The sequence below is a fragment of the Stenotrophomonas indicatrix genome (assembly GCF_050573115.1).
Classification (GTDB): Bacteria; Pseudomonadota; Gammaproteobacteria; order Xanthomonadales; family Xanthomonadaceae; genus Stenotrophomonas; species Stenotrophomonas lactitubi_A.
This window is the reverse complement of the sequence record NZ_JBNYZT010000007.1, coordinates 134,365-155,198: the sequence shown is the minus strand read 5'-3', so window position 1 is coordinate 155,198 and position 20,834 is coordinate 134,365. Positions and strand designations below refer to the sequence as shown.

General features: G+C 65.2%; 26 protein-coding genes. 11 read left to right on the top strand and 15 right to left on the bottom strand.

Annotated elements, in window-relative coordinates; translation table 11 throughout:
• Window positions 1-570, top strand: a complete 570-nt coding sequence (gene pnuC, locus ACQ5SA_RS16625; protein WP_499315068.1) for a nicotinamide riboside transporter PnuC — start codon at window positions 1-3, stop codon at window positions 568-570.
• A gap of 144 nt (window positions 571-714) precedes the next feature.
• Here pnuC and ACQ5SA_RS16620 read toward each other — a convergent pair whose 3' ends face one another.
• The 7 genes from ACQ5SA_RS16620 to ACQ5SA_RS16590 all read right to left on the bottom strand — a co-directional run bounded on the left by ACQ5SA_RS16620 (window position 715) and on the right by ACQ5SA_RS16590 (window position 4,918).
• The gene (locus ACQ5SA_RS16620; RefSeq protein WP_499315208.1) at window positions 715-1,131 is read right to left on the bottom strand and encodes a hypothetical protein; all 417 of its coding nucleotides are present in this window, start codon (window positions 1,129-1,131) and stop codon (window positions 715-717) included.
• Between the two features lie 165 nt (window positions 1,132-1,296).
• Complete coding sequence (locus ACQ5SA_RS16615) at window positions 1,297-2,271, bottom strand: Dyp-type peroxidase (protein WP_499315066.1); 975 nt, start codon at window positions 2,269-2,271, stop codon at window positions 1,297-1,299.
• 91 nt (window positions 2,272-2,362) lie between these two features.
• Window positions 2,363-2,629: a hypothetical protein gene (locus ACQ5SA_RS16610; protein ID WP_499315064.1), complete on the bottom strand. Its 267-nt coding sequence runs from the start codon at window positions 2,627-2,629 to the stop codon at window positions 2,363-2,365.
• A gap of 15 nt (window positions 2,630-2,644) precedes the next feature.
• Window positions 2,645-2,971: a hypothetical protein gene (locus ACQ5SA_RS16605; RefSeq protein ID WP_499315062.1), complete on the bottom strand. Its 327-nt coding sequence runs from the start codon at window positions 2,969-2,971 to the stop codon at window positions 2,645-2,647.
• A gap of 54 nt (window positions 2,972-3,025) precedes the next feature.
• Window positions 3,026-3,394, bottom strand: a complete 369-nt coding sequence (locus ACQ5SA_RS16600) for a VOC family protein (RefSeq protein WP_499315060.1) — start codon at window positions 3,392-3,394, stop codon at window positions 3,026-3,028.
• 68 nt (window positions 3,395-3,462) lie between these two features.
• A complete protein-coding gene (locus ACQ5SA_RS16595; RefSeq protein WP_499315059.1) occupies window positions 3,463-4,230 on the bottom strand; it encodes a DUF6597 domain-containing transcriptional factor in 768 nt (255 codons plus the stop codon).
• A gap of 115 nt (window positions 4,231-4,345) precedes the next feature.
• Window positions 4,346-4,918: an OmpO family porin gene (locus ACQ5SA_RS16590; RefSeq protein ID WP_176022450.1), complete on the bottom strand. Its 573-nt coding sequence runs from the start codon at window positions 4,916-4,918 to the stop codon at window positions 4,346-4,348.
• A 430-nt stretch (window positions 4,919-5,348) separates the two neighbouring features.
• On the opposite strand from ACQ5SA_RS16590, the gene ACQ5SA_RS16585 reads away from it, so the two are divergent.
• The 4 genes from ACQ5SA_RS16585 to ACQ5SA_RS16570 all read left to right on the top strand — a co-directional run bounded on the left by ACQ5SA_RS16585 (window position 5,349) and on the right by ACQ5SA_RS16570 (window position 8,412).
• Window positions 5,349-5,612, top strand: coding sequence for a helix-turn-helix domain-containing protein (locus ACQ5SA_RS16585; RefSeq protein WP_499315057.1), 264 nt, complete (start codon window positions 5,349-5,351; stop codon window positions 5,610-5,612).
• Complete coding sequence (locus ACQ5SA_RS16580) at window positions 5,609-6,982, top strand: HipA domain-containing protein (protein ID WP_499315056.1); 1,374 nt, start codon at window positions 5,609-5,611, stop codon at window positions 6,980-6,982. Before ACQ5SA_RS16585 ends, ACQ5SA_RS16580 begins: the two co-directional genes overlap by 4 nt.
• Window positions 6,983-7,288: 306 nt before the next feature.
• On the top strand, window positions 7,289-7,558 hold the full coding sequence (locus ACQ5SA_RS16575) for a hypothetical protein (RefSeq protein WP_499315055.1): 270 nt from the start codon (window positions 7,289-7,291) through the stop codon (window positions 7,556-7,558).
• Between the two features lie 158 nt (window positions 7,559-7,716).
• Window positions 7,717-8,412, top strand: coding sequence for a hypothetical protein (locus ACQ5SA_RS16570; protein ID WP_499315206.1), 696 nt, complete (start codon window positions 7,717-7,719; stop codon window positions 8,410-8,412).
• 51 nt (window positions 8,413-8,463) lie between these two features.
• Here ACQ5SA_RS16570 and ACQ5SA_RS16565 read toward each other — a convergent pair whose 3' ends face one another.
• Window positions 8,464-10,185, bottom strand: coding sequence for a hypothetical protein (locus ACQ5SA_RS16565; protein ID WP_499315053.1), 1,722 nt, complete (start codon window positions 10,183-10,185; stop codon window positions 8,464-8,466).
• Between the two features lie 57 nt (window positions 10,186-10,242).
• Between ACQ5SA_RS16565 and ACQ5SA_RS16560 the strand changes: the two genes are divergently transcribed.
• Together ACQ5SA_RS16560 and ACQ5SA_RS16555 are read left to right on the top strand one after the other, a co-directional pair.
• Window positions 10,243-10,674 (top strand): HVO_A0114 family putative DNA-binding protein, encoded by a 432-nt coding sequence (locus ACQ5SA_RS16560; protein WP_312704926.1) that lies wholly within the window; start codon window positions 10,243-10,245, stop codon window positions 10,672-10,674.
• 466 nt (window positions 10,675-11,140) lie between these two features.
• Window positions 11,141-11,509 carry a hypothetical protein gene (locus ACQ5SA_RS16555; RefSeq protein ID WP_312786275.1) on the top strand — a complete coding sequence of 123 codons (369 nt, stop codon included), beginning with the start codon at window positions 11,141-11,143 and terminating at the stop codon, window positions 11,507-11,509.
• 30 nt (window positions 11,510-11,539) lie between these two features.
• On the opposite strand, the gene ACQ5SA_RS16550 is transcribed toward ACQ5SA_RS16555, so the two are convergent.
• Window positions 11,540-12,226: an Ivy family c-type lysozyme inhibitor gene (locus tag ACQ5SA_RS16550; RefSeq protein WP_499315051.1), complete on the bottom strand. Its 687-nt coding sequence runs from the start codon at window positions 12,224-12,226 to the stop codon at window positions 11,540-11,542.
• Between the two features lie 108 nt (window positions 12,227-12,334).
• Here ACQ5SA_RS16550 and ACQ5SA_RS16545 point away from each other — a divergent pair, with 108 nt between their 5' ends.
• Window positions 12,335-12,811: a YybH family protein gene (locus tag ACQ5SA_RS16545; RefSeq protein ID WP_499315049.1), complete on the top strand. Its 477-nt coding sequence runs from the start codon at window positions 12,335-12,337 to the stop codon at window positions 12,809-12,811.
• Window positions 12,812-12,931: 120 nt separating this feature from the next.
• Here ACQ5SA_RS16545 and ACQ5SA_RS16540 read toward each other — a convergent pair whose 3' ends face one another.
• The 5 genes from ACQ5SA_RS16540 to ACQ5SA_RS16520 form a co-directional block, all read right to left on the bottom strand.
• Window positions 12,932-13,957: an NAD(P)H-dependent glycerol-3-phosphate dehydrogenase gene (locus tag ACQ5SA_RS16540; RefSeq protein ID WP_025875929.1), complete on the bottom strand. Its 1,026-nt coding sequence runs from the start codon at window positions 13,955-13,957 to the stop codon at window positions 12,932-12,934.
• A 20-nt stretch (window positions 13,958-13,977) separates the two neighbouring features.
• On the bottom strand, window positions 13,978-14,496 hold the full coding sequence (gene secB / locus ACQ5SA_RS16535; protein ID WP_165375942.1) for a protein-export chaperone SecB: 519 nt from the start codon (window positions 14,494-14,496) through the stop codon (window positions 13,978-13,980).
• A gap of 99 nt (window positions 14,497-14,595) precedes the next feature.
• Window positions 14,596-15,033 carry a rhodanese-like domain-containing protein gene (locus ACQ5SA_RS16530; RefSeq protein ID WP_025875933.1) on the bottom strand — a complete coding sequence of 146 codons (438 nt, stop codon included), beginning with the start codon at window positions 15,031-15,033 and terminating at the stop codon, window positions 14,596-14,598.
• Between the two features lie 57 nt (window positions 15,034-15,090).
• Window positions 15,091-15,522, bottom strand: coding sequence for a hypothetical protein (locus ACQ5SA_RS16525; protein WP_140226083.1), 432 nt, complete (start codon window positions 15,520-15,522; stop codon window positions 15,091-15,093).
• A gap of 32 nt (window positions 15,523-15,554) precedes the next feature.
• Window positions 15,555-16,022 carry a YiiD C-terminal domain-containing protein gene (locus tag ACQ5SA_RS16520; RefSeq protein WP_089242022.1) on the bottom strand — a complete coding sequence of 156 codons (468 nt, stop codon included), beginning with the start codon at window positions 16,020-16,022 and terminating at the stop codon, window positions 15,555-15,557.
• 33 nt (window positions 16,023-16,055) lie between these two features.
• Here ACQ5SA_RS16520 and ACQ5SA_RS16515 point away from each other — a divergent pair, with 33 nt between their 5' ends.
• From ACQ5SA_RS16515 to ACQ5SA_RS16505, 3 genes are all read left to right on the top strand, one after another.
• Complete coding sequence (locus tag ACQ5SA_RS16515; protein WP_230110656.1) at window positions 16,056-16,844, top strand: uroporphyrinogen-III synthase; 789 nt, start codon at window positions 16,056-16,058, stop codon at window positions 16,842-16,844.
• 104 nt (window positions 16,845-16,948) lie between these two features.
• Window positions 16,949-17,929, top strand: a complete 981-nt coding sequence (locus ACQ5SA_RS16510) for a uroporphyrinogen-III C-methyltransferase (protein WP_499315047.1) — start codon at window positions 16,949-16,951, stop codon at window positions 17,927-17,929.
• A 6-nt stretch (window positions 17,930-17,935) separates the two neighbouring features.
• Window positions 17,936-19,243: a heme biosynthesis HemY N-terminal domain-containing protein gene (locus tag ACQ5SA_RS16505; RefSeq protein WP_499315046.1), complete on the top strand. Its 1,308-nt coding sequence runs from the start codon at window positions 17,936-17,938 to the stop codon at window positions 19,241-19,243.
• Between the two features lie 279 nt (window positions 19,244-19,522).
• Here ACQ5SA_RS16505 and ACQ5SA_RS16500 read toward each other — a convergent pair whose 3' ends face one another.
• The gene (locus ACQ5SA_RS16500; protein WP_230110659.1) at window positions 19,523-20,818 is read right to left on the bottom strand and encodes an acetyl-CoA C-acetyltransferase; all 1,296 of its coding nucleotides are present in this window, start codon (window positions 20,816-20,818) and stop codon (window positions 19,523-19,525) included.
• Window positions 20,819-20,834 lie beyond the last annotated feature (16 nt).

Genomic DNA, 20,834 nt, shown 5'->3' with positions numbered 1-20,834 from the left:
TTGCTCGAGTGGACCGCGGCCCTCTTCAGCATCCTCGGGGTGTGGCTGATGGCGAAGCGACGGCTGGCCGCGTGGCCGGTCGGCCTGCTGTCGGTCGCGCTGTATGGCGCAGTGTTCGCCGAGGCCAAGCTGTACTCGGACACGCTGTTGCAGGTCGCCTTCGGTGGATTCCTGGTCTACGGCTGGATCAACTGGCGCCAGCACGCGGCCGATGAAGGCAGCATCCGCATCGTGCCGCTCGCGCGCGGCACGCTGCTGCGCGACCTCGCCATCGGCCTGTGTGGCGGCGTCGCGCTTGGTGCCGGCATGCACACCTTCACCAATGCGGCGCTGCCGTGGCTGGACGCGATGCTGACCGCGCTGAGTCTGGTCGGGCAGTGGTGGCAGGCACGCCGACACGCCGCCTGCTGGTGGGTGTGGATCGTGGTGGACGTGGTCTACGTGGGCGCGTACCTGTTCAAGTCGCTGCACGTGACTGCTGCGTTGTACGTGTTCTTCCTGGGCCTGGCACTGTTCGGGCTGCGGGCGTGGCGTGCCGCTGCGCGGGAACCGCAGGTAGCAACGCAGTAGAGCCACGCCATGCGTGGCTGTTGTGGGGTGACCGGCGCGCCATCAACGCATGGCGTGGATCTACGGGTAGTCGCCAACCTTGGTTGGCGCTCACGTGCCGACCAAGGTCGGCATCTACCAAACGCATCCACGCGTGGCGTGGATCTACTGGGTAAGCACCAGCCCCAAGCGCAGCGGTTGGCGCATGTCCTTCGGCGGTGCCGCCGGCAACGCCGTGGCCTGTAGCGTCGCGCGCAGATCGGCATCCACCTGGACATCACCCAGGCTGTCGAATTCCAGTTTGGAGATCGCGCCATCGCGGGCGATCCACACGCTCACCACCAGCGGTGTCGGCGTATCAGGATGTTCCTGCAGCCAGACCAGCAGGCGCTGGGCGCGTGGATCCTGTTCCTGCTGAAGGCGCTGCTGCAGTTCACCGCTGACAGAGGCGGCATAGGCCATCCAATGCGCAGGCGCGTCCTGTGCGGACACGCTGGCGCTCCCCAGCGCCAGCAGGCCCAGCAACCATGCCAACGGGCGCCAGCCGCGGCGCGTAGTGCGCCGGTTGCCTGCAGAAACCATCACCACGTCTCCACTTCCGTCCAACGCGTCATGGTCGGTGCTGTAGATGACAGGCAGATGGCGGATGCCAAAGCAGTAGAGCCACGCCATGCGTGGCTGTTCTGGGCAACCGGTTGATCCATCCACGCATGGCGTGGATCTACCTGGCTGCCCCACCCGGCATGATCAGTCCCCCAGGTCGGCCAGCACCTTGCGCGAGGGGGCGAAGAAGGTGACGCCGGTGGTCGCGGTGGAGAAATCAAGAATACGGTCGTGCAGCGGCGCGGGGTTGCCGATGAACATCCGCTCCAGCATCTTTTCGATCACCCACAGCCGACGTGTGTAGCCGATGAAGTAGGTGCCGTACTCGCCGCGCCCCGGGTTGGCGAACGGCATGTTGTCGCGCAGGATCTCGTGCTCGCCGTCGGCATCCTCGATGGTGCACAGCGTCTTGTGCGACTTCTGCGCGTCGGCCGGCGCGTCGTCCAGCTCCATGTTGTCGTGCTTGGTGCGGCCGATGATCGCTTCCTGCGCTTCAGTCTTCTGCGCACGCCAGGCATCGAGGTTGTGCAGGTATTTCTGCACCACTACGTAGCTGCCACCGGCATGGTCGGGATCTTCGCCGCCGACGATGGTCGCCTCCGGTAGCGACAGCCCCTCCGGGTTGGCGGTACCGTCGACGAAATCGAGCAGGTCGCGGCCGTCGAAGTAACGGAAACCAGCCACGTCATCCACCGCTTCCACGGCATCACCGAAGGCCAGCAGCAGGTTCTTCTCGAACGCGACGATCAGGTCCATCGTGCGCGCACGGATGTGGTACAGCAGGTCGCCCGGCGTGGACACCGCCGTATGGGCAGCACCCTTCACTTCCTGGAACGGCTTCAATTCGCGCGGCGGCGTGCTGCCCACCAGTGGCGCCCACACGCGGTGGCCGATGGCCACGTTGCAGGTGAAGGTGCGCTCGATCTCGCGGATGGCAGTGTTCTTGATCAGGTCATCGGTGCTGGCCAGCACCTCGCGCACCTTCGCCAGCGACGCCTCATCGTCCTTCACCGTCAGCACCAGGAATGCAGCCGAATGGGTCAGCGGCGCGGTGATCTGCTGCGGCTCGTTGTCGAGCGTGTGGTTGAGGGCGGTGATGGGTGCGGGCTGGGCGTTCACGGCAGTTCCTGCTGGCTTGAGGCGGGCACATCGCATGGGGCGATGTGCGGGCGATCATAGCGGAACGATCCTGCCGACGACGGAGCGGTTCTCAGTTCGTGGCGAGCGCGAGCCATTCGTCGGCAAGCGCGCGTGCGCTCTGTTCGCTGTCGGTAATCGAACGCTCCGGTTGCTGCAGCCACCACTCCCCCTGCCACTGCGGCTGCATGTGTCCGCGCAGGAAACGCGCGACGCGGAAGCCCTGCCCGGCACCATGGATGCAGGCCAACCGCGTGCGGTCCTGCGAGACGACCGAATCCAGCAGTTGCCAGCCATCCGCAGCATCGCGCAGCAGATGCGCCCCGGCGATCTCGATCACGTCCATGCTGTGCGGCTACTCCGTGGTCACTGTGAACTGCTGCGGCGTGCGCCACGCAACCCGGAGGTAGGGCCCGTCCAGCAGACCGCTATCGCGAAGGTGTTCGAACATTTCGGCCGGGCACCACTCCCTGCCCGCCGAAAAGGCGACGCCGAGATCACGCAGCCGGATGAAGACGGCGGCCTTGGCTGCGTCGTCGGCGACAGGCAGGGTGAGGGTATCTCCCTCATCAGTGGTGAAGCCCAGCGCCTGCAGCGCGGAACGCGAGCGGTCATTCAGCAGCATCACGTCGATGCGGTTGCCATCGGCCTGCTTCACGTACGCGTCAATGTGCGATTCCATTTGCGGATTGTAGTTGCAGCGCGCGCCCAGGGGCATCGCGCTGCGGACCGGCGATCAGGTAGCGTCGCTCCACACCGCCAGCACATACCCGTCCAGATCGCGGAAGTGGAAGCGACGGCCACCGGGGAAGGCGAACACGGCCTGCACGATTTCGCCGCCGGCCGCGACGATGCGCTGCTGTGCATCTGCCAGATCCGAACAGTAGAGAATCACCAGCGCGCCTCCCGTGGCTGTCACCGCCTCGTCAGCAACGAAGCCACCTTTGAGGCGACCATCGTCGAACTCGGTATAGGCAGGGCCGTAGTCGGTGAAAGACCAGCCGAAGACCTGCCCATAGAACTGCTTGCTGCGGGCGATGTCGGCGACGTTGAATTCGATGTTGTCGATGCGGCGTTCGGCATCGGCGTTGGTTGCGTGGCTCATGGTGGGCTCCGTGATAGGAGCGCCCAGCATCGGTCAGGGTTGAGCAGTCGTCTTGAACGAAACGGCCATCAACGCCCCCACTCCTGGCGCAGCGCACTGGCCGTCAGGCCGGACAACTCACGAGCCTCACGGCTGAGGTGCGCCTGATCGGCATAGCCCGCTTCGGCGGCCAGCATCGCCAGACTGTGCGCGGGCTGTGCCTGGCTGCAGCGCAGGAACCGCTGCAGGCGCAGGATCCGCTCCAGGGATTTTGCGCCGTAGCCGAACTGCGCCTGGCTGAAGCGACGCAGGGTGCGCGGGCTCATCGCCAGGTGTGCGGCGAGTGCATCGAGGCTGGCGTCGCCCTTGGCGGCGTGCGCGAACAGCGCATGCGCACGTTTCGTCTGTTCGTCCGCCACGGCCGCAGGCATGTTCTGTTGCAGGCAGTCGGCCAGGCGTTGCAGCCGCTGCTCAGGCGCGGCCTCACCGATCGAGGCTGCAACCTGCGTTGCCCACCGGGCATTGAATTCAATCAGCGGCACGGCCTGACTGACGATGTCGGACAAGTCGATGCCGAGCGCAGCCGATGCCTGGCCTGGCCGGAAACGCGCGCCCAGCACCTGCGCACCGGGCGCCAGTTGCGGGTGTGCGGCGGTACGGTCCGGCCCCACCACAAACAACGCGCCCTCACGCCAGAGGATATCCACGCAGCCATCCGGCAGCACGGTGATGCTGCCGCTGGCGTCGGCCGACAACTGGCTCTGCCAGAGCTGACCGAACTGGCCACGCAGCGGCAAGGGCGCCAGGTGTTCCTGGTAAGCCGTGCCTGTGCCAGCGAGAGTGGAAGGTTCGCCCATGCCCCATTGTGGCAAAGCGAAACCGGAAAAAGAGAAGCCCGGCACGAGGCCGGGCTTCACTGGCGTATGGGAGAGAGGTCACACGCCAGTTACACGCACTAACGACAGGCGTTTGTTACCAGCTGAAACGCGGGCCCACGAACCACTCGCGGTCGCCGGCCTTGGCCAGCTTCACTTCGCCACTCAGGCCCCAGTTCTGGTTGAACTTGGCGGTGGCACCGACGCGGCCGTAGAACTCGCCGTCCGGGTTGATACCGTGCTTCTTGCTGTAATCCTCGTAACCGGCCAGCGCATAGCCTTCCAGGTACGGGTTGAACGCGGTGCGCACGCCCACTTCAGTGGAGTAGCCGTTGAAGTCCAGGCCGTGCTTCATATCAAACTTCTGGTACGCAACACGAGCCACCAGGTCGGTGTTCGGTGCGATGCCGTAGTTGTAGCCGGCACCGATGCGCCACTGGGCGACATCATTCTTGAAGGTGTCGGTTTCCTGCTTGCTGTAATCACCGAAGACGTGGAAGTTCGGGTGCACGGCAACCGAGCCCTTCACGCCCCAGCCATCAGCGTCGCCGCCCTTGGCATCGGTGTTCACATAGCCGCCTTCAACGTAGTTGTACGACAGGCCATCGGCAGCCGATGCGGCGAACGGCAGCGCGGCCAACAGACCCAGGGCAAGCAGCGAATTCTTGATCATCGGGATACACCTTTAATTATTTTGGTTTCGTCGAACGCCCCTCGGGAGGGGGAGAGAGAAGGGGCGTTCGACAGGTGTGAATTATCCGTTTGTTGATGAAATCGGCCCTGAATATTGAACTGACCGGTACATGAATGAGGTTCCTGTTCAGGGAACTCTCGATACGCCATCAGCAGAGCGCTACATGGCTTTTCAAAAAATCCTTATATCCACAAGGATTCTTCGTACGTTCTGTTTCTTTTCAAAGAAATCCTGACTTTTTTGAGGATTTTTCGGGAGTCGAGCATCTTTCTAAAGAAATCCTCACGATGATAAGGATTTTAGTGAAAGCAATGGGATTCGACGCAAAATCCTTTCGATCATCAGGATTCAAGGGTATAGACTGTCCGCTGGATACAGAAAGTCACACGCTCATGAGGATTTTCCCTTGAAGATCAGGTTGGAGAACGCTGAAGCACTGGGGCCACTGGTCAGGGCTGCGCGCAAGCACCAAGGCCTCCGCCAGGACGCAACTGCAGAGGGCATCGGTGTCAGCGAGAATTTCCTGGCCAAGATCGAGCGCGGCGGCACCACGGTGCAATGGGGCAAGCTGTTCACCGTGCTCCATGAGCTGGGACTGCATGTCGAAATCGACGTCCCGGAAGAGGCGATGGCCGCCCCGGCCAAGCGTCACAAGAAGACATCCCGATGAGCGCCTCCCACATCGATCTCAAGGATGTAGTGAAGGTGACCACGCTGTCTGGGCTCCACTATCCGCGCCAACTGCAAGTCAGCATTGACGACACACCGGTAGGCGTCCTAGCCGAGGCCGCCAATCTCTGGCGCTTCACCTACTCATCCCAGTGGCTGACCAACGCGAGCGCCTTCTCGCTGGCGCCCGCGTTGCCGCTGCAGGACACCGCCATCATCGATGGCGGCAGCGAGCGCCCCGTGCAGTGGTACTTCGACAATCTTTTGCCAGAAGAGCAGCAGCGCATGCTGATGGCCACGGACGCCCACCTGGACAGTGCCGATGCCTTCGCACTGCTGAAGCACTACGGCGCAGAGTCCGCGGGCTCACTCACGCTGCTGCCACCCGGTCAGACCCTCCCCCCAGGCAGTCTTGCGGACCTCCCCGATGCGGAGCTCTCACAACGCATCCAGGGGTTGCCCCATACCTCCCTGGCCGCAGGTGCCGCCAAGCGCATGTCGCTTGCCGGCGCCCAGCACAAGCTGGCAATCGTCGAGCGCGCGGGACACATCTACCAACCGCTGGGCACCCAGCCCTCGACCCATATTCTCAAGCCAGACAGCACCAGCGAGGGTTACCCGCACAGCGTGGCCAATGAATGGTTCGTGATGCGCCTTGCGCAGCGCATGGGCCTGCTGGTTCCGCATGTGGAACGGCGCTACGTGCCGGAGCCGGTCTTCATCATCGAGCGCTTTGATCGTGTCATCACGCCCAGCGCCATTCATCGCCGGCACGCGGTCGATGCATGCCAGCTGCTGAACCTGGCCGGCAGCTTCAAGTACGCGCTTGGCAGCATGGAGACATTGGCCGCTATCGTCCAGCAGTGCAGAAGCAAGCTCAGAACGCGCATGCGGCTGTTCGACTGGCTGGTCTTCAATGTACTCACCGGCAACAACGATGCCCACCTGAAGAACCTGAGCTTCTTGGTCGACAATGCGGGCATCGAGCTGGCGCCGCACTATGACCTGCTCTCCACCGCATGCTATGAGACCCGCGCATACGAGGGTGAGGGCGCCCGCTGGCCCGAGAGTTCGGAGTTGGCATGGCCCATTCTCGGCGTTAGGCATTTCCGCGACATGCGCTTCCAGCATCTGGTGGAAGCAGGGGAAGCGTTGGGCCTGACACGACAGGCAGCCACCAGGCAGTTGATGCGACAGCTTCAGCACATTGCCGGCGAGGCCCGGTCGCTGTACGAGCAAACACAGAGAGAGAACGAGCAATGGCTGCACCGATTCGACATCGGTGCAACCGTGGAGGGCGAAGCGCGGTTCCTGCGTACGCTGACGCACGTGATCATCAATGAAATGGTCGGACAGCTTGCACCGGCGTGAGGTGGAAATCAGGGCCGGATACCAGTGCCGACAACGCTGGCCTCGCCCTCGTGTTGCGCCATGCTCATCTGCCCCCAATGAGAGGGGCACCGTGAGTCGGCTTCATCCTGATGAATTGGCGGTATCGAAGTGGCACAAGGACATCAACCGATGCAGCAGAGCTCGCTTGTTCCCGCTTGTTAAGGTTCGCTGATTGCCGCACCTTCACAGCCCATCCACGTCTTCCAACTGCAGCTGAAAGCACTTCGCAGCGCCGGGAACAAACGCCGCTATATTCCAGACTCCCCAGACGAAGGAGGGAGTGGAATGTTCCTGACCAAGCAGCACTTGAACGCGGCACGTGCCGTCACCGTAGCCATCGTTGCTACCGTAAGCCTCGGTGCTTGCGCCACCTACAAAGACGAGTTCGCATCGATCAACTCACGTCTCGACCAGCTCGACGTGAAGGTGCAGGGCGCGGCGCAGAGCGCCGAATCCGCCAACCAGTCCGCACAGCAGGCCAACCAGCGTCTGGATCAGATTGAAGGCCGCGTCCAGCAGCTCGAAAGGGTCCCGGGCCGCAAGCCGCGCGGGTAACCGCTCTCTCACTCACCATTTGATGAACGCTTGAACCAGACACCAGTGGCCTTCGCCGGCCACTGGTGTCTTTCAGCCTCTCGGTTTTCATCCGAAGGAGCCGTCCCATTCGTACCTACTCATACCCTGCACGCCGGGCCGTGTCGGCTGCGCTGACCATCGCGCTGGCATTGGCAAGTATCGGCGTGGCCAACGCAAAGAAGGCCAAGGATGTGCCTGCGGAAACGGCTACCGCTGCCGCCGCCGATGAACTTCCGCAGGGCCAGGAAGTATCGGAGACCGTGATTGAACTGGCCGGCTGGGTAGTCGCCAGCAAGGACAACCAGGGCTATCCGTTCGCGATCATGGACAAGTCCGCTGCACAGGTGCTGGTGTTCGGCGGTGACGGCAAGCTGCGTGGCGCGGCGCCGGCATTGTTTGGTTCGGCCATTGGTGATCACTCAGCGCCCGGCGTCGCCAAGCTCGCGCTGAGCGCGATTCCAGGCCACGACCGCACCACCCCGGCTGGCCGTTTCATTGGCGGCTATGGCCCGTCCGAGGACGCCGGACGCGTGCTGTGGGTGGATTACGATTCGGCTGTCTCGATGCACCCGCTTCCACCCGGCACCCCGAAAGAGAAGCGCAGCGAACGACTGGCATCCGCCACGCCGAACGACAACCGTGTCACCCACGGCTGCATCAACGTCTCACCCGCGTTTTATGAGCAGATCGTCCATTCCACGTTCGAGAAGGGCGGCGTGTTCTACGTGCTGCCGGACAAGGACTCGATTGAAGCAACGTTCCCGGCGTTCGCGCAGAGTCGCGCAGCTGCGAAGGGCGACGATGAAAGAGACGCGCGACACGCCCGCAAGTGATGGGCACGGCGGCCTATTGGCTCTGCTCTGCGGCGCAGTGATGGTGGTTTCCTATTCTCCACCCCGGGATGACAGGCTGTCCCAGATCCTCCCCTTACGTTGCTCGGGGGTGGTGACATTGATGACCGCCTGTTCGCCCAAGCGATCACGCAACTGCCGCAGATACAAGCTGCGTGGCGTAACGACCTGCCCCACCGATTGCACGATGCCGGCCGGCTCCTCTGGCGGGAACTTGCCTGCGGCGATGGAACCGACCTGTCCCACACTCCAGTTCATCGCAAACGGCGGCGCCTGCACGACGTAGATGTCGTGCTCGGTGTTCCAGAACATTTGCTGTGCGCCCGCCCAACCGTGCCCCGTTCCGCTGTACCGCCGGTTCTGTGCCCGCAGCATGTAACCCTTGGTGTTGTCGTACAGGGTGCCGGTGGACCAGCGGTGATGCGGACCACTGTCGTTGCTGTCGCCTACAGCGAGGCAGTCCAGGAATACGTTGGGGCCAGGTACCCGCGCGCCGATGACGAAAGTATGTCTACCACCTTGGTTGTAGCAGCGCTGGATGAGGTTGAAGGCGGAGTTTCCCTCATACAGGAATACATAGCGGCGCGCGCCTTGGGTTTCGCCGTAGCGCGGGTCGAGATAGGCAATATCCTGGAGGGTATTGAAGTAGGCGCCGCTTCGGGTAACGAATCCATGCGACACGTAGCGCACGGTGACATTGCGTACCCACGAATCGCGAATCGCGCCGAGACGGATGGCAGTGAACGGGCCGGTGTCAGCGGTGCCGTTGACCGTACTGGTTTCAGGATTGCCCTCAACGCGCAGATCTTCGAGGCCAACCTCGGAGATGCGGCTGGGGTTCGTGCGATAGATGCTGCCGCCACCGAAGCGCGTCTCGATGGCATCCATGATCGGGGCATCGAGGGTCAGCGTGTCATGCTTCACCGCAGTAACGACCCGTTCGCTGTACACCGCATAATCGCTGGGGGTCCAGCGGTAGCGCGCAGTATCGATACCTTCGGGGCCGAGCCATCGGGCATTGGGCTCCCTGACGATGGCCACAGTGTCACCAACGCGATAGCCCGCTGCGGACTTCACAGTGATCCGCATTGCCCCCACGGGCACGTAGTCCATGGTGATCGCGGTTCGGCGCGCGTCGCGGGCTGCGCGCGGCGCCGCCGATTCCTTCTCGCCCAGATCAATGATTCTGCCCTGCTGCTCGCGGACCTCAGAGCGGATCACGGTGCCGTCGGCACCACGACCTTCGCCGCGTAGCACCACGCCGCTGGATCGAATGACCAGCGTCTGGCTCAGCGTGTAGCGGCCGCGCAGCAGCAGGACTGCACCGCGCAGGCCGCGGTGGTCACTGGACCGTGCGGCGACCGCGTCGATTGCGGCCTGGATGCGCGGGTAGTCGTCACCATTGGTGTTTGGCTCGAGAATTTCGATCACAGGAATGTTCGCTCGGTCGGGCAGACTGACACCGCCCCCCCGATAACCTGCGCGGGAAAAATCCGGAACGATGTTGCGTGCGCTGCTGGCACCGCGTTCGCGGTAAAGACCGTATTGCAAGCGCTTGCCGTCGTTTTCCATCGCAACCAGCGGCGCATCCGCCTGCCGGTTGATGGGGTGCGTGAACGGCCCCTGCCCGCTGCTTGTGTCGCTCAGGTTGCTGGCTTTCTGCGTCTCAGCTAACGGCGCGTCATTCGACGACAGCGCGTCCTCGCTGAAGCACGCCAGGATACAGACGAAGAGAAGTTCAAGCGCGCGCGTCAAGATGCACCGGCCAGCCTGCTGTCGAGCCTGCACCGTATCACGGCCGATGAGCCAAGCATGCGCCGTTTGTTCAATCCAACGCGTGCTCGGCCAGACATGATCTATCGGTCCCAATGCAATCTCGCACCGATGACAGATTCCGACCCGTGCCGTTCGCCAGTCCAAAGTACCTTCCGACGTTGTGTCATCGGCGGAGAGCGAAGGGACAGATCGGCACCACCGCAGGTTACGGATGGGGCGATAGCCTTCTCGACCCTGTCTTCCCTGGCCGCAGTATTGAGCGATGAGAACCGCCGGCTATTGCGCCTGCTACGCGAACTTCAACCCAAGTCCCTCACCCAGCTGTCTGAGCAATGCGGGCGCAAGGTTCCGAGCCTTTCTCGTACTCTTCGGATGATGGAAGGCTATGGACTGGTTGAACTGAAGCGGGTCGGGGCGTCTGTCGTGCCATCTGCCATGGCCACGCGCTTTCTCATAGAGCTCGACTAGAACCACGTTGTACCGCCCAATCGCGGAGCTCTGTCGTCATTGCCTCGCTGAGGTGACAGCGCACTACGCTGACAACCACGACGCATGTCGCATATCCCTCTATCGCTCAGGGCCCTTGCGCCATCGGCGTCTGGGGCGGCTTAACAGCATGCAAGAATGCCGAAAGCGTCCTGCATCAAGCGTTGAATGCAACTCTTCTGATTGGCGCTACGCAGTGGCAGCGGTACAGATGACGGGCCATCAAGAAAAGATGGCCGGGCCTCGAAAACCCGTGCTTCTGTTTGATTACGCTTGCCGGCCGGCGTCACCCCGTGTGGCGCCGGCCGGCAATCCGTCTGCCGGCTATGGCGGGCGGAGCGTGGAGGCCTTGTGCCTGCCGGTTCAACAGAAGCCCGGTTTTCGAGCCACGTCTCCGCCCGCCACCTTTGTGTGGCGGCTACCGTCTGTCCTGCACGGAGCTCCAGCCATGACCACACCGGAATTCCCCCGCCCCCACCCCTATCGCGCTGCGGACGATGGGGCACCGGAACAAACGCCTGCGCTCGACCCCACGGCTTTCATCGCCACCCTGACGCGGATTGGCAAAGGCGCAGCTGCCGATGGCCAACCCTGGCCGGAGCGTCACCAGATGCCCGGCCGGCGCATGGCACTGGCCGATGCGGACTGCGCACTGGCAGGCCTGCGCATCGCGCTGGAGATGCTGCTGGCGGCCGAGCGGGTCCGCCAGAACGGCCCGGACGGCGAATACGTGGGCGATCGGGTGATGGAGGGTTTGATGATGGCGTGCCTGGCGCTGACCGCGCAGGTCAGCGCACGGATGCGGCCGGAAGAGTAACGCCGGAAAATCTTCCGGCGTTACCGCCCATCATTCGCAGGGATCGCCTTCTTCCTTCAGCATCGCCTCGTCCACCGGCCGCTCGCGATCGATCAGGGCACGCTGCTCCGCAGTCGGCTCGCCCAGCCACCACACTTTGCAGCGGGCGGTAAGGCGACCGACCATCTTCGATTGGCTCGGTGAGTACAGCATCGCCAACGCGGTGGTCGGGCACTGGTGCGCCTGGCAAGCGGTGTAGAGCCACCACGGCTCGCCCTGCAGCACCATCAGTTCGCCAGGCCCGCTGGGACCGCTCAGCAGGCGTTCGCGCAGGGAGGGGATGCTCTTGTCGGGCGATTCGGCCGCCACAGTGTTCTTCATCAGGGCATTGAACGCGGCCAGCACCTTCGGGTCCTTGCGGCCGCAGTCGTCCACGGTATTGCCGCCGACCAGGGTGAAGAAATAGGTGGCCAGCGGATTGTCCTTGCAGGTGAGCTCCGCGCCGGGGCTCTCTCCTTCCGGCTCACCTTCGTTGTCCCACACCGAGGGATCCACGCCGTCTTCGATGGACGGCTCGTTTTCGACCACTGTAGCGGTGGCGGCTGGAGCTTCTGTCGCCGGTGCGGCGGTAGCGGCGGGCGCGGCAGCGGTGCCTGCGTCCGGTGCGGGTGCCGGCGTCTGCGTGCACGCGGCCAGCAACGCGACCATCGCCGCCATTCCAATCATTCGAGACGTCATTCCCTGTCCTGTATGCATTCGCCCAGCTGGCGCCCGCGTGATTCTACCCGCCAGCCAAGACGGATACTCTGGCAGTCACGCCTTCCATCACCGCCAGGATGCAGACACATGCGCCGTTCAAGACTTGCCGTGATTCTCATCAGTGGCCTGTTGCTGGCCGCGCCTGTCGTTGCGCAGGAGGCCGCTGCGCCCTCGCCCGCCGCACACCTTGCCGATGTCGCCCTGCCCGCTGCGCTGGATCGGGTGCTGCGCGATTACGAACAGGCGTGGCGCACGGGTAATGCGAAGGCATTGGCCAAGTTGTTCGCCGAGGACGGTTTCATCCTGCAGAGCAACCAGCCGCCTGTGCGCGGGCGCGCGGCGATCGAGGCGGCGTATGCCGGCCAGGGAAGCAGCCCGTTGCGGCTGCGCGCGCTGGCCTATGCCGCCGAGGAAACCACGGGCTACATCATCGGTGCCTACACCTACGGCAACAACGTGGGCGATACCGGGAAGTTCACGCTGACGTTGAAGCGGAAGGCGGATGGGCCGTGGATGATCTTTTCGGACATGGACAACACCAACGCACCGCCGCGGCCGCGGTGATCGCATTCCGGGCGCCAACCACGGTTGGCATCTACCAGAAGCGGGTTGCGTAGTAGATCCACGCCATGCGTGGATGGGTCGCGCACAAAAAAACCCCGGCGCTGGGCCGGGGTTTTCGGTTCACTTGAACAGCGTATCCGGATACTCCGGCTTCTGTTCGCGTGCCAACAGCGCACGCAATCCTTCTTCCGGCGTCTGCTCGCCATGCAGCACGGCGCGCACGCGGTCGGAGATGGGCAGGTCGATGCCATGACGGCGCGCCTGTCGCATCACTTCGTCGGCGGTCTGCACCGACTCGACCACCTGACCGATTTCGCGGATGGCGTCCTGCAGCGTCTGCCCGCGGCCCAGGGCCAGGCCCAGGCGACGGTTACGCGACAGGTCGCCGGTGCAGGTCAGCACCAGGTCGCCCAGGCCAGCAAGGCCCATCAGCGTTTCCGGCTTGGCGCCGATTGCTGCGGCCAGGCGCAGCATCTCGTTGAGGCCACGGGTGATCAGGCCGGCACGGGCGTTCAGGCCCAGCTGCATGCCATCGGCCACGCCGGTGGCCACGGCCAGCACGTTCTTCATCGCACCGCCCAGCTCGGCACCGACCATGTCGTCGCCGGTATAGGCGCGGAACGCCGGACCATGCATCGCCTCGGCCACCGTCTGCGCGAACTCGGGCACGTCGCCGTGCACGGTGATCGCGGTCGGCAGGCCCAGGGTTACTTCCTTGGCGAATGACGGCCCGGTGACAACGGCCAGCGGCACGTCCTCACCCAGCACTTCACGCGCCACTTCATGCAGGAAGCGGCCGGAGCCGGGCTCGAAGCCCTTGGTTGCCCAGGCCACGCCAGCACCAGCCGGACGCAGCGGCGCCAGCGCGCGCACGGTTTCACCGAATGCATGCGACGGGGTCACCACCAGGATCCAGGCGGCACCTTCCACCGCCGACGCGAGGTCGGTAGTGGCACGCAGCGATTCCGGCAGCGGAATGCCCGGCAGGTAGCGCGGATTCTCGTGGCGCTGGTCGATGGCTTCAACCACGGCGGCATCGCGCCCCCACAGCACGGTCTGGCGACCGTGCCGGGCGAGCAGCGTAGCCAGCGCGGTTCCCCAGGAACCGGCGCCGAGTACGGCAATCTTGTCAGCGGTAGTGCTCATCCGTGACGTCGCAGCCGGGATCAGGCGTTGCCGACCGGCTCGGAGTCAGCCAGCGACGGTGCGTCGCCCTGCTCCTGGCGCTGGCGCAGGGTTTCTGCGTACAGGCCTTCGAAGTTGATCGGCTGCAGGAAGAACGGCGGGAAGCCGCCGGCCTGGATCAGGTCGCTGACCAGCTGGCGCACGTACGGGAACAGGATGTTCGGGCACTGGGTGCCGAGCAGCACGTCGATCGACTGCGGGTCCAGGCCGACCAGGCCGAACACGCCGGCCTGCTTCACTTCGGCCACGTACGCGGTGCGCTCGCCGGCCTGGCAGGTCAGGGTCACGGCCAGCACGACTTCAAAGGCATTCTCGCCCAGACGCTGGACCTGCTGGTTCAGGTTGAGCTGCAGTTCCGGCTGCACCTGGTCGTTGAAGATCGACGGGGCATTCGGCGACTCGAAGGAAACGTCCTTGACGTAGATCTTCTCGACGGTGAACGCGGGGCCGGTGGCGGCATCGACCGGCGCGACAGCGCCGTTGGTGGTCTCTTCGGACATTTCCAGTAACTCCAGTGAATGCAATGAAAACGATGGTCGAATTACTGCGATGGGGGCGGCGGAGGGCGCAAACAAGGCCACTTCCGCCACCACCTGCGATCAGTTGCGGCCCTTGACCAGCGGCAGTTCTGCCTGCTGCCACGCGGGGATGCCGCCGTCGAGCACGAAGACCTTCTCGAAGCCGGCCTTCTTCAGCGCCTTGGCGGCGGTCTCGGACGCGTTGCCGCTACGGCACACCAGTACCACCGGGGCCTGCTTGGCGTTGGCCACCAGCTTGTGCTCGGGGCCGAACGCGCTGGCCTGGGCACTGCGGCTGCCGGCGATGTGGCCCTTTTCGAAATCGGCGCTGGGCGACAGATCAACCACCACCGTGCCGCCCGCGTTGATCAGCTGGGTCAGTTCGGCGGGCTTGATGCCCTTGAAGCCCCGGAACAGGCGGCGGATTTCGGTGACGATGAGGGCCACGGTCAGGCCGACCAGGGCCGCGGACAGCATCGGGTTTCGGCCTGCGAAGGCCAGCAACTCTTCGTAATTCACTCAGGTCACGGGTCGATTAAGCGGGCGCCGATTGTCGCACAAGCCGGACGCGACCCGTCACTGCCCCTGCCAGAGGTCCGGCAGGCCCGCGCTTTGCCACCAGCGTTTGGCTTCCGGATCCCAGCGCCAGCGCTCGGTCACCACCACGGTGCGCTCGGCCTGGGTGTTCTGGTTGATCACCCCGATTTCGACCCGGCGCTCGACCAGGCCGCCCTCCAGCGCTGCCGTGCTGCGCTCGCGGTAGGACGACACGCGCAGCTGCGCATAGCGGTTGAGCTCGAACTCGGTTGGCGGCTTGGACTTGCGCAGCTGCGGGTCCAGGTAACCGATGGCATCGTCCATGCTGCCCCAGCGGATGGTGGCGCCGTAGGCGATCTGGGTCTCTTCCAGCAGCTTGCGCTGCTTGCGGCTGAGGTCGTCGGCGGCAGCACCGGCGGCGGCGCTGAGCAGCAGCAGGGAACACAGGAGGATCTGGATGAGGCGGCGCATCGGTGGGTTCCGCAGGGCGTCAGCCTGCCATCCTACCCTTTGGCGAAGGCAACGAAACGACCACTGAATTCGGCCGCGGCCTTGCCATCGGCGCCGGGCTGGGTCGCGACAATGCTGATGCGGGCCTTGCCGCGCTGGCGGAACGTGGCCAGGAAGGTGTCCCAGGCGCCGCTTCCGGTGGCTTCTGCGTGGGCATGCAGGTCTTCATAGACCGGCGCCAGGTAGCGCAGGTTGCTGTCGGCCACGTAGACCTCGGCGTCGTGGCCGGCCAGGCGCAGGCGCAGGCTGACCAGTGCCCAGCCGGACAGGGTCAGCACCGAGGCCAGGCTGCCGCCGAACGCGTTGCCCTTGTCGTTGACGTTGGCCACCAGCGGCGCGGTGATGCGCAGCACGCCGTCGGCATAGCCATCCAGGCGGATCTGCATCGCGCGGACCGCCGGCATGCAGTCCAGCACGTCCTGCAGGGCAGCCAGCGAAGAGGTCAGGGCATCAACAGCCATCAGCAGCAACCACGACAACAAAGGGCCCGCATAATGACGGGAATGGCCAACCATACGATACCCACTGGCTGGACCCTGATCTCACTGCGCCCGCAGGGTCAGCAAGCGGCGCTGCGCCACGCCGCAGCAGGACTGGGAGGCCGTACCGTCGCGCTTTCGCCCTGGCGGCTGCAACGTCTGCAGGGCATTGCCGCATTGCAGCAATTACAACGGGCGCTGACCAGCGATCGGGTGGTGTTCACCAGCCCTGCGGCCGTGGCGGCGGCGGCCAGCCTGATACCGCTGGCGGCAGCGCAACGCAGCCCCTGGCTGACCGTGGGAGAAGGCACTGCGCGCGCGCTGCTGGCGCACGGTGTCGCCGACGTCCATGCGCCCCAGCGGATGGACAGCGAAGGCCTGCTGGCGATGCCCGTGCTGGGCGATGTGCGGGGCATGCAGATCGGGCTGGTGACCGCGCCGGGAGGCCGTGGCCTGATTGCCGCCGAACTGCAGGCCGCAGGCGCACAGATCACCCGCGCCGATGTCTATCAACGGCTGCCGCTGCGCTTGTCGCGGCGCATGCTGGCGCGCTTGGCCCGTTCCCCGACGCCTTGGCTGCTGGCCATCAGCAGCGGCGAGGCGTTGCAGCGTTTCTGGCAACAGTTGCCGGCGCACTGGCAGCAGCGGCTGCAGGCGAACGCGATCGCGCTGGTGGCCAGCGACCGGCTGGGCGCGCAGGCGCAGGCGCTGGGGCTGACCCAGGTCGTGCGCAGCGAGGGTCCCACCCATCTTCAGTTGATCGCCGCTGCACACACGGCGCTCACCGGCCCGGCAGCGACCTGAACAGGCACCCGGCCGTGGCTTGCCGGTGTCGTTGGCAACAGTGATGCTGTGCACAACGCTGCCTGCCGGATCTGTTCCGGTGTTGCCGCCGACAAGGAAGCCCGATGAACGACACTTTGCTGCCCACTCCATCGCCCCATCGCCCCATGCGCTGGCTGCTGCCGCTTGCCGTGCTGGCGGTGCTGGGCGCGGGCGGCTATGCCGGTTACCACTATTGGCAGAAGCAGCAGAGCGACCAGCTGGCGCAGGCACAGACCACCGCCGTGCAGCTGAAGGGGCTGGAGGCTACGGTCGAGGCCTTGCGCCGCGACCAGCGTGCCGCCAGCCAGCGCCTGCAGGATGCAGCCACCACCAACCGGGTGCTGCGCGATGAAATGCTGGGCCTGTCGCAGCGCAGCGCCTTGCTGGAAGAAAACCTGGCCAAGCTGGCCGACAGCGCCAACCAAGGCCGCCAGGCGGTGCAGCGCGACGAGGCCGAACTGCTGCTGACCCAGGCCGCGCAGCGCCTGGCCTTCGCCGATGACGTGGACGGCTCGCGCCGGCTGTATGCGCTGGCCGCCACGGCATTGGCCGATCTTCCCGACAGCGACGGCCTGAACCTGCGCCAGGCACTGGTGCAGGAACGCAACGCGCTGGATGCGTTGGGCGCTGGCCCTCGCGTGCTGTCCCTGCAACGCCTGGACGCGCTGGGTAAGGCCCTGCAGGGCCTGCCTTCGCAGATCGCGCAGACGCCGGCCGACAACACCGCAAAACCGTGGTGGCAGGCCGCGCTGGCGCCTTTCGTGGACATCACCCCGAGCCGTCTGAACGGTCCGCTGACCTCGGCCGAGCGCACCACCATCGACACGGCGCTGCAGCTGGAACTGACCCTGGCCCGCGCAGCGATCGAGCGCGGCGACGGCAGCGGCCGCGATGCCGCGCTGAACAGAATCGATCTCTGGGCGCAGCGGCGCTGGCCGGATTCACCGGACCTGCGCGCGCAACGTGCTGAACTCCATGCCCTGCGCACGCTGCCATTGCAGGCCGATGACACCGTGCTTGGCAGCACCCTGCAACAACTGCGTACCCAGACCGACCGGAGGTAAGCCCGTATGAAACCCCTGCAATCACTGGTCGTGCTGTTGCTGGCAGTGGCGATTGGCGTAGTTGCCGCGCAATGGCTCGGCACCGATGACCTGAACCGCTACGGCGAAGTGACCCTGCGCTACGCCGGCTACGACTACCACAGCAACCTGCCGAAGGTGGCACTGCTGTCGGTGATCGGCGTGCTGGTGCTGTGGCTGCTGTGGAGCCTGATCGCCGCACCGTTCCGTGCCTGGGGCCGCTACCGCCGCAAGCAGGGCCGGGTGCGCCTGATCGATGGCCTGCTGGCGTACGAGCATGGTCAGTGGCAGCGTGCTGAGAAGCTGCTGGACGGCGCCGCCAAGGATCCGGAAGTCAGTGGCGTTGCGCTGGCCAATGCCGTGCGCAGTGCGCAGGTGCGCGCCGATGCACCCGCTGCCGAGGCGCTGCTGCAGCGTCTTGGCGAAAGCGATGCGACGTTGCAGGCGCTACTGCGTGCCGAACAGCTGCTGGCCAACGATCTGCCGGTGGATGCGATCAACGCATTGGACGTGGCGGCTATCCAGCCGCTGCCGCCGCGTGGTCTGTGGCTGCGTACCGAAGCGCTGGCCCGTGCTGGCCGTGCGCACGAGGCTTATGGCCAGCTGGGTGCACTGCGCCAGACCAAGGTGCTGCCGGCCGAGGCCAGCAGCGAACTGGAAGCACGTCTGGCCGCGCAGGCACTGCTGGAAGCGGGCGACGTCAACGCGCTGGCTGCGCAATGGGAAGCCACGCCGAAGGCGTTGCGACCGACCCCGGACGTGGTTGCCGCCTACGCCACCCGTGCGGTTGCACTGGACTGGGACGAACCGGCACTGCTGGCGCTTGAGCAGGCGCTGGACCATCGCTGGGATGACGAACTGGTGACGCTGTATGGTCGCCTGCCGGCCGAGCGTCTGGCCACGCGCCAGGCCAATCTGCAGCGCTGGCGCAACGTGCACGACGATTCGGCAGCTCTGCGCCTGGCCCAGGGCCGCATCGCGCTGGCGCAGCAGCAATGGGATGCCGCCGACGCGTTCCTGCATGAAGCCATCGCCGCTGGTGCGGGTGCACCTGCATGGGAAGCGCTGGGTGAAGCGTTCGCACAACGTGGCGAGCACGTGCTGGCCGCGCAATGCCTGACCAACGCACTGCGCCTGCAGCGCGGCGAAGACAGCGTGGCACTGGTGCGGGCATCGGCAGCGGCCACTGAGACGCCGCTGCATGCGACCGTCGAAGAACAGTCGATTGCACCGTTGCCGCCGGTGTATGACGCCAACGAGGAACGCGACGAGTTCGGCAATCCGCGCTTGCCGTAACCGGCTTCGGTAGTCGCCAACCTTGGTTGGCGCGCGGTGGCACCCGTACAACGAGAACGCCGCCCATCGGGTGGCGTTCTCAGTTCCAGCGTTGCCGGCCAGCGGCCGGCACTACCACTGTCCATGGCGCCAATGAAGAGCGCGACGCTGCCGTAGCCGGCTCCGGTAGTCGCCAGCCTTGGTTGGCGTGTGGTCGCACCCGTCTAACGAAAACGCCGCCCATTGGGCGGCGTTTTCAATTCCAACGTTGCCGGCCAGCGGCCGGCACTACCGTGGTGTTCAACGTTCGACGATCGCCACCACGCCCATACCGCCGGCGGTGCAGATCGACACCAGCGCACGGCCACCGCCGCGCTCGGCCAGCTGCTTGGCCGCCGTGGCAATCACGCGTGCACCGGTGGCGGCGAACGGGTGACCGGTGGCCAGCGACGAACCCAGCAGATTGATCTTGTCCGGGTCGATACGCCCCATCGGTGCATCCAGGCCCAGGCGATTGCGGCAGTAATCCTCACTCTCCCACGCGCGCAGGGTGCACAGCACCTGCGCGGCGAAGGCTTCGTGGATCTCGTAGATATCGAAGTCCTGCAGGGTCAGGCCGTTGCGCTTGAGCATCTCCGGCACGGCCACGGTCGGTGCCATCAACAGGCCTTCGCCGTGCACGAAATCGACGGCCGACACGTGTGCGTCGCGCAGGTAGGCCTGCGGCTCGTGGCCATGTGCGCGTGCCCACTCTTCGCTGGCCAGCAGCACGGCGGCAGCGCCATCGGTCAGCGGAGTGGAGTTGGCAGCAGTGAGGGTGCCGCGGCCGGATACCTTGTCGAAGGCCGGCTTCAGCGTCGCCAGCTTCTCCAGCGAGGTGTCCGCGCGCAGGATGTTGTCGCGCTCGACGCCGCGGAACGGTGCGATCAGGTCGTTGAAGAAGCCGCGCTCATAGGCGGCCGCCAGCTTCTTGTGCGAGGACACCGCCCACTCGTCCTGCGAGTCGCGCGAGATGTTCCACTCCTTGGCCATGTCCTCGCAGTGGTCGCCCATGCTCTTGCCGGTACGCGGCTCGGCCACGCCCGGGAACTCCGGCTTGAGCTCGGCGAACTTGAAGCCGGCGGTCAGCGCGCGGATCTTGTCGCCGGTGGTCTTGGCCCGGTTGGCGGCCAGCAGGCGCGCGCGCAGCTTCTTGCCGTACACGATCGGCACGTCGGAAGTGGTATCGGAACCGCCGCCGATGCCGGACTCGATCTGGCCCAGCGCAATCTTGTTGGCAACCGTGATGATGCTGTCCAGCGAGGTACCGCAGGCGCGCTGCAGGGTGATGCCGGGGGTCAACGGCGACAAGCCCGAGGACAGCGTGGCTTCGCGGCCCAGGTTCCAGTCGCTGGAGTGCTTGATGACTGCACCCATCGCCACTTCGCCCAGCTGCTGGCCGTGCAGGCCGAAGCGCTCGACCAGCGCTCCCAGCGTGCGCACCGACATGCCGAGGTTGCCGACATCCGAATACGCGGTGTTCTGGCGGCAGAACGGAATGCGGACGCCACCGAGGATGGCGACGGGACGAGCGTTGGGCATGGAGATACCTGGCATGGATGAGGGTGTCTGC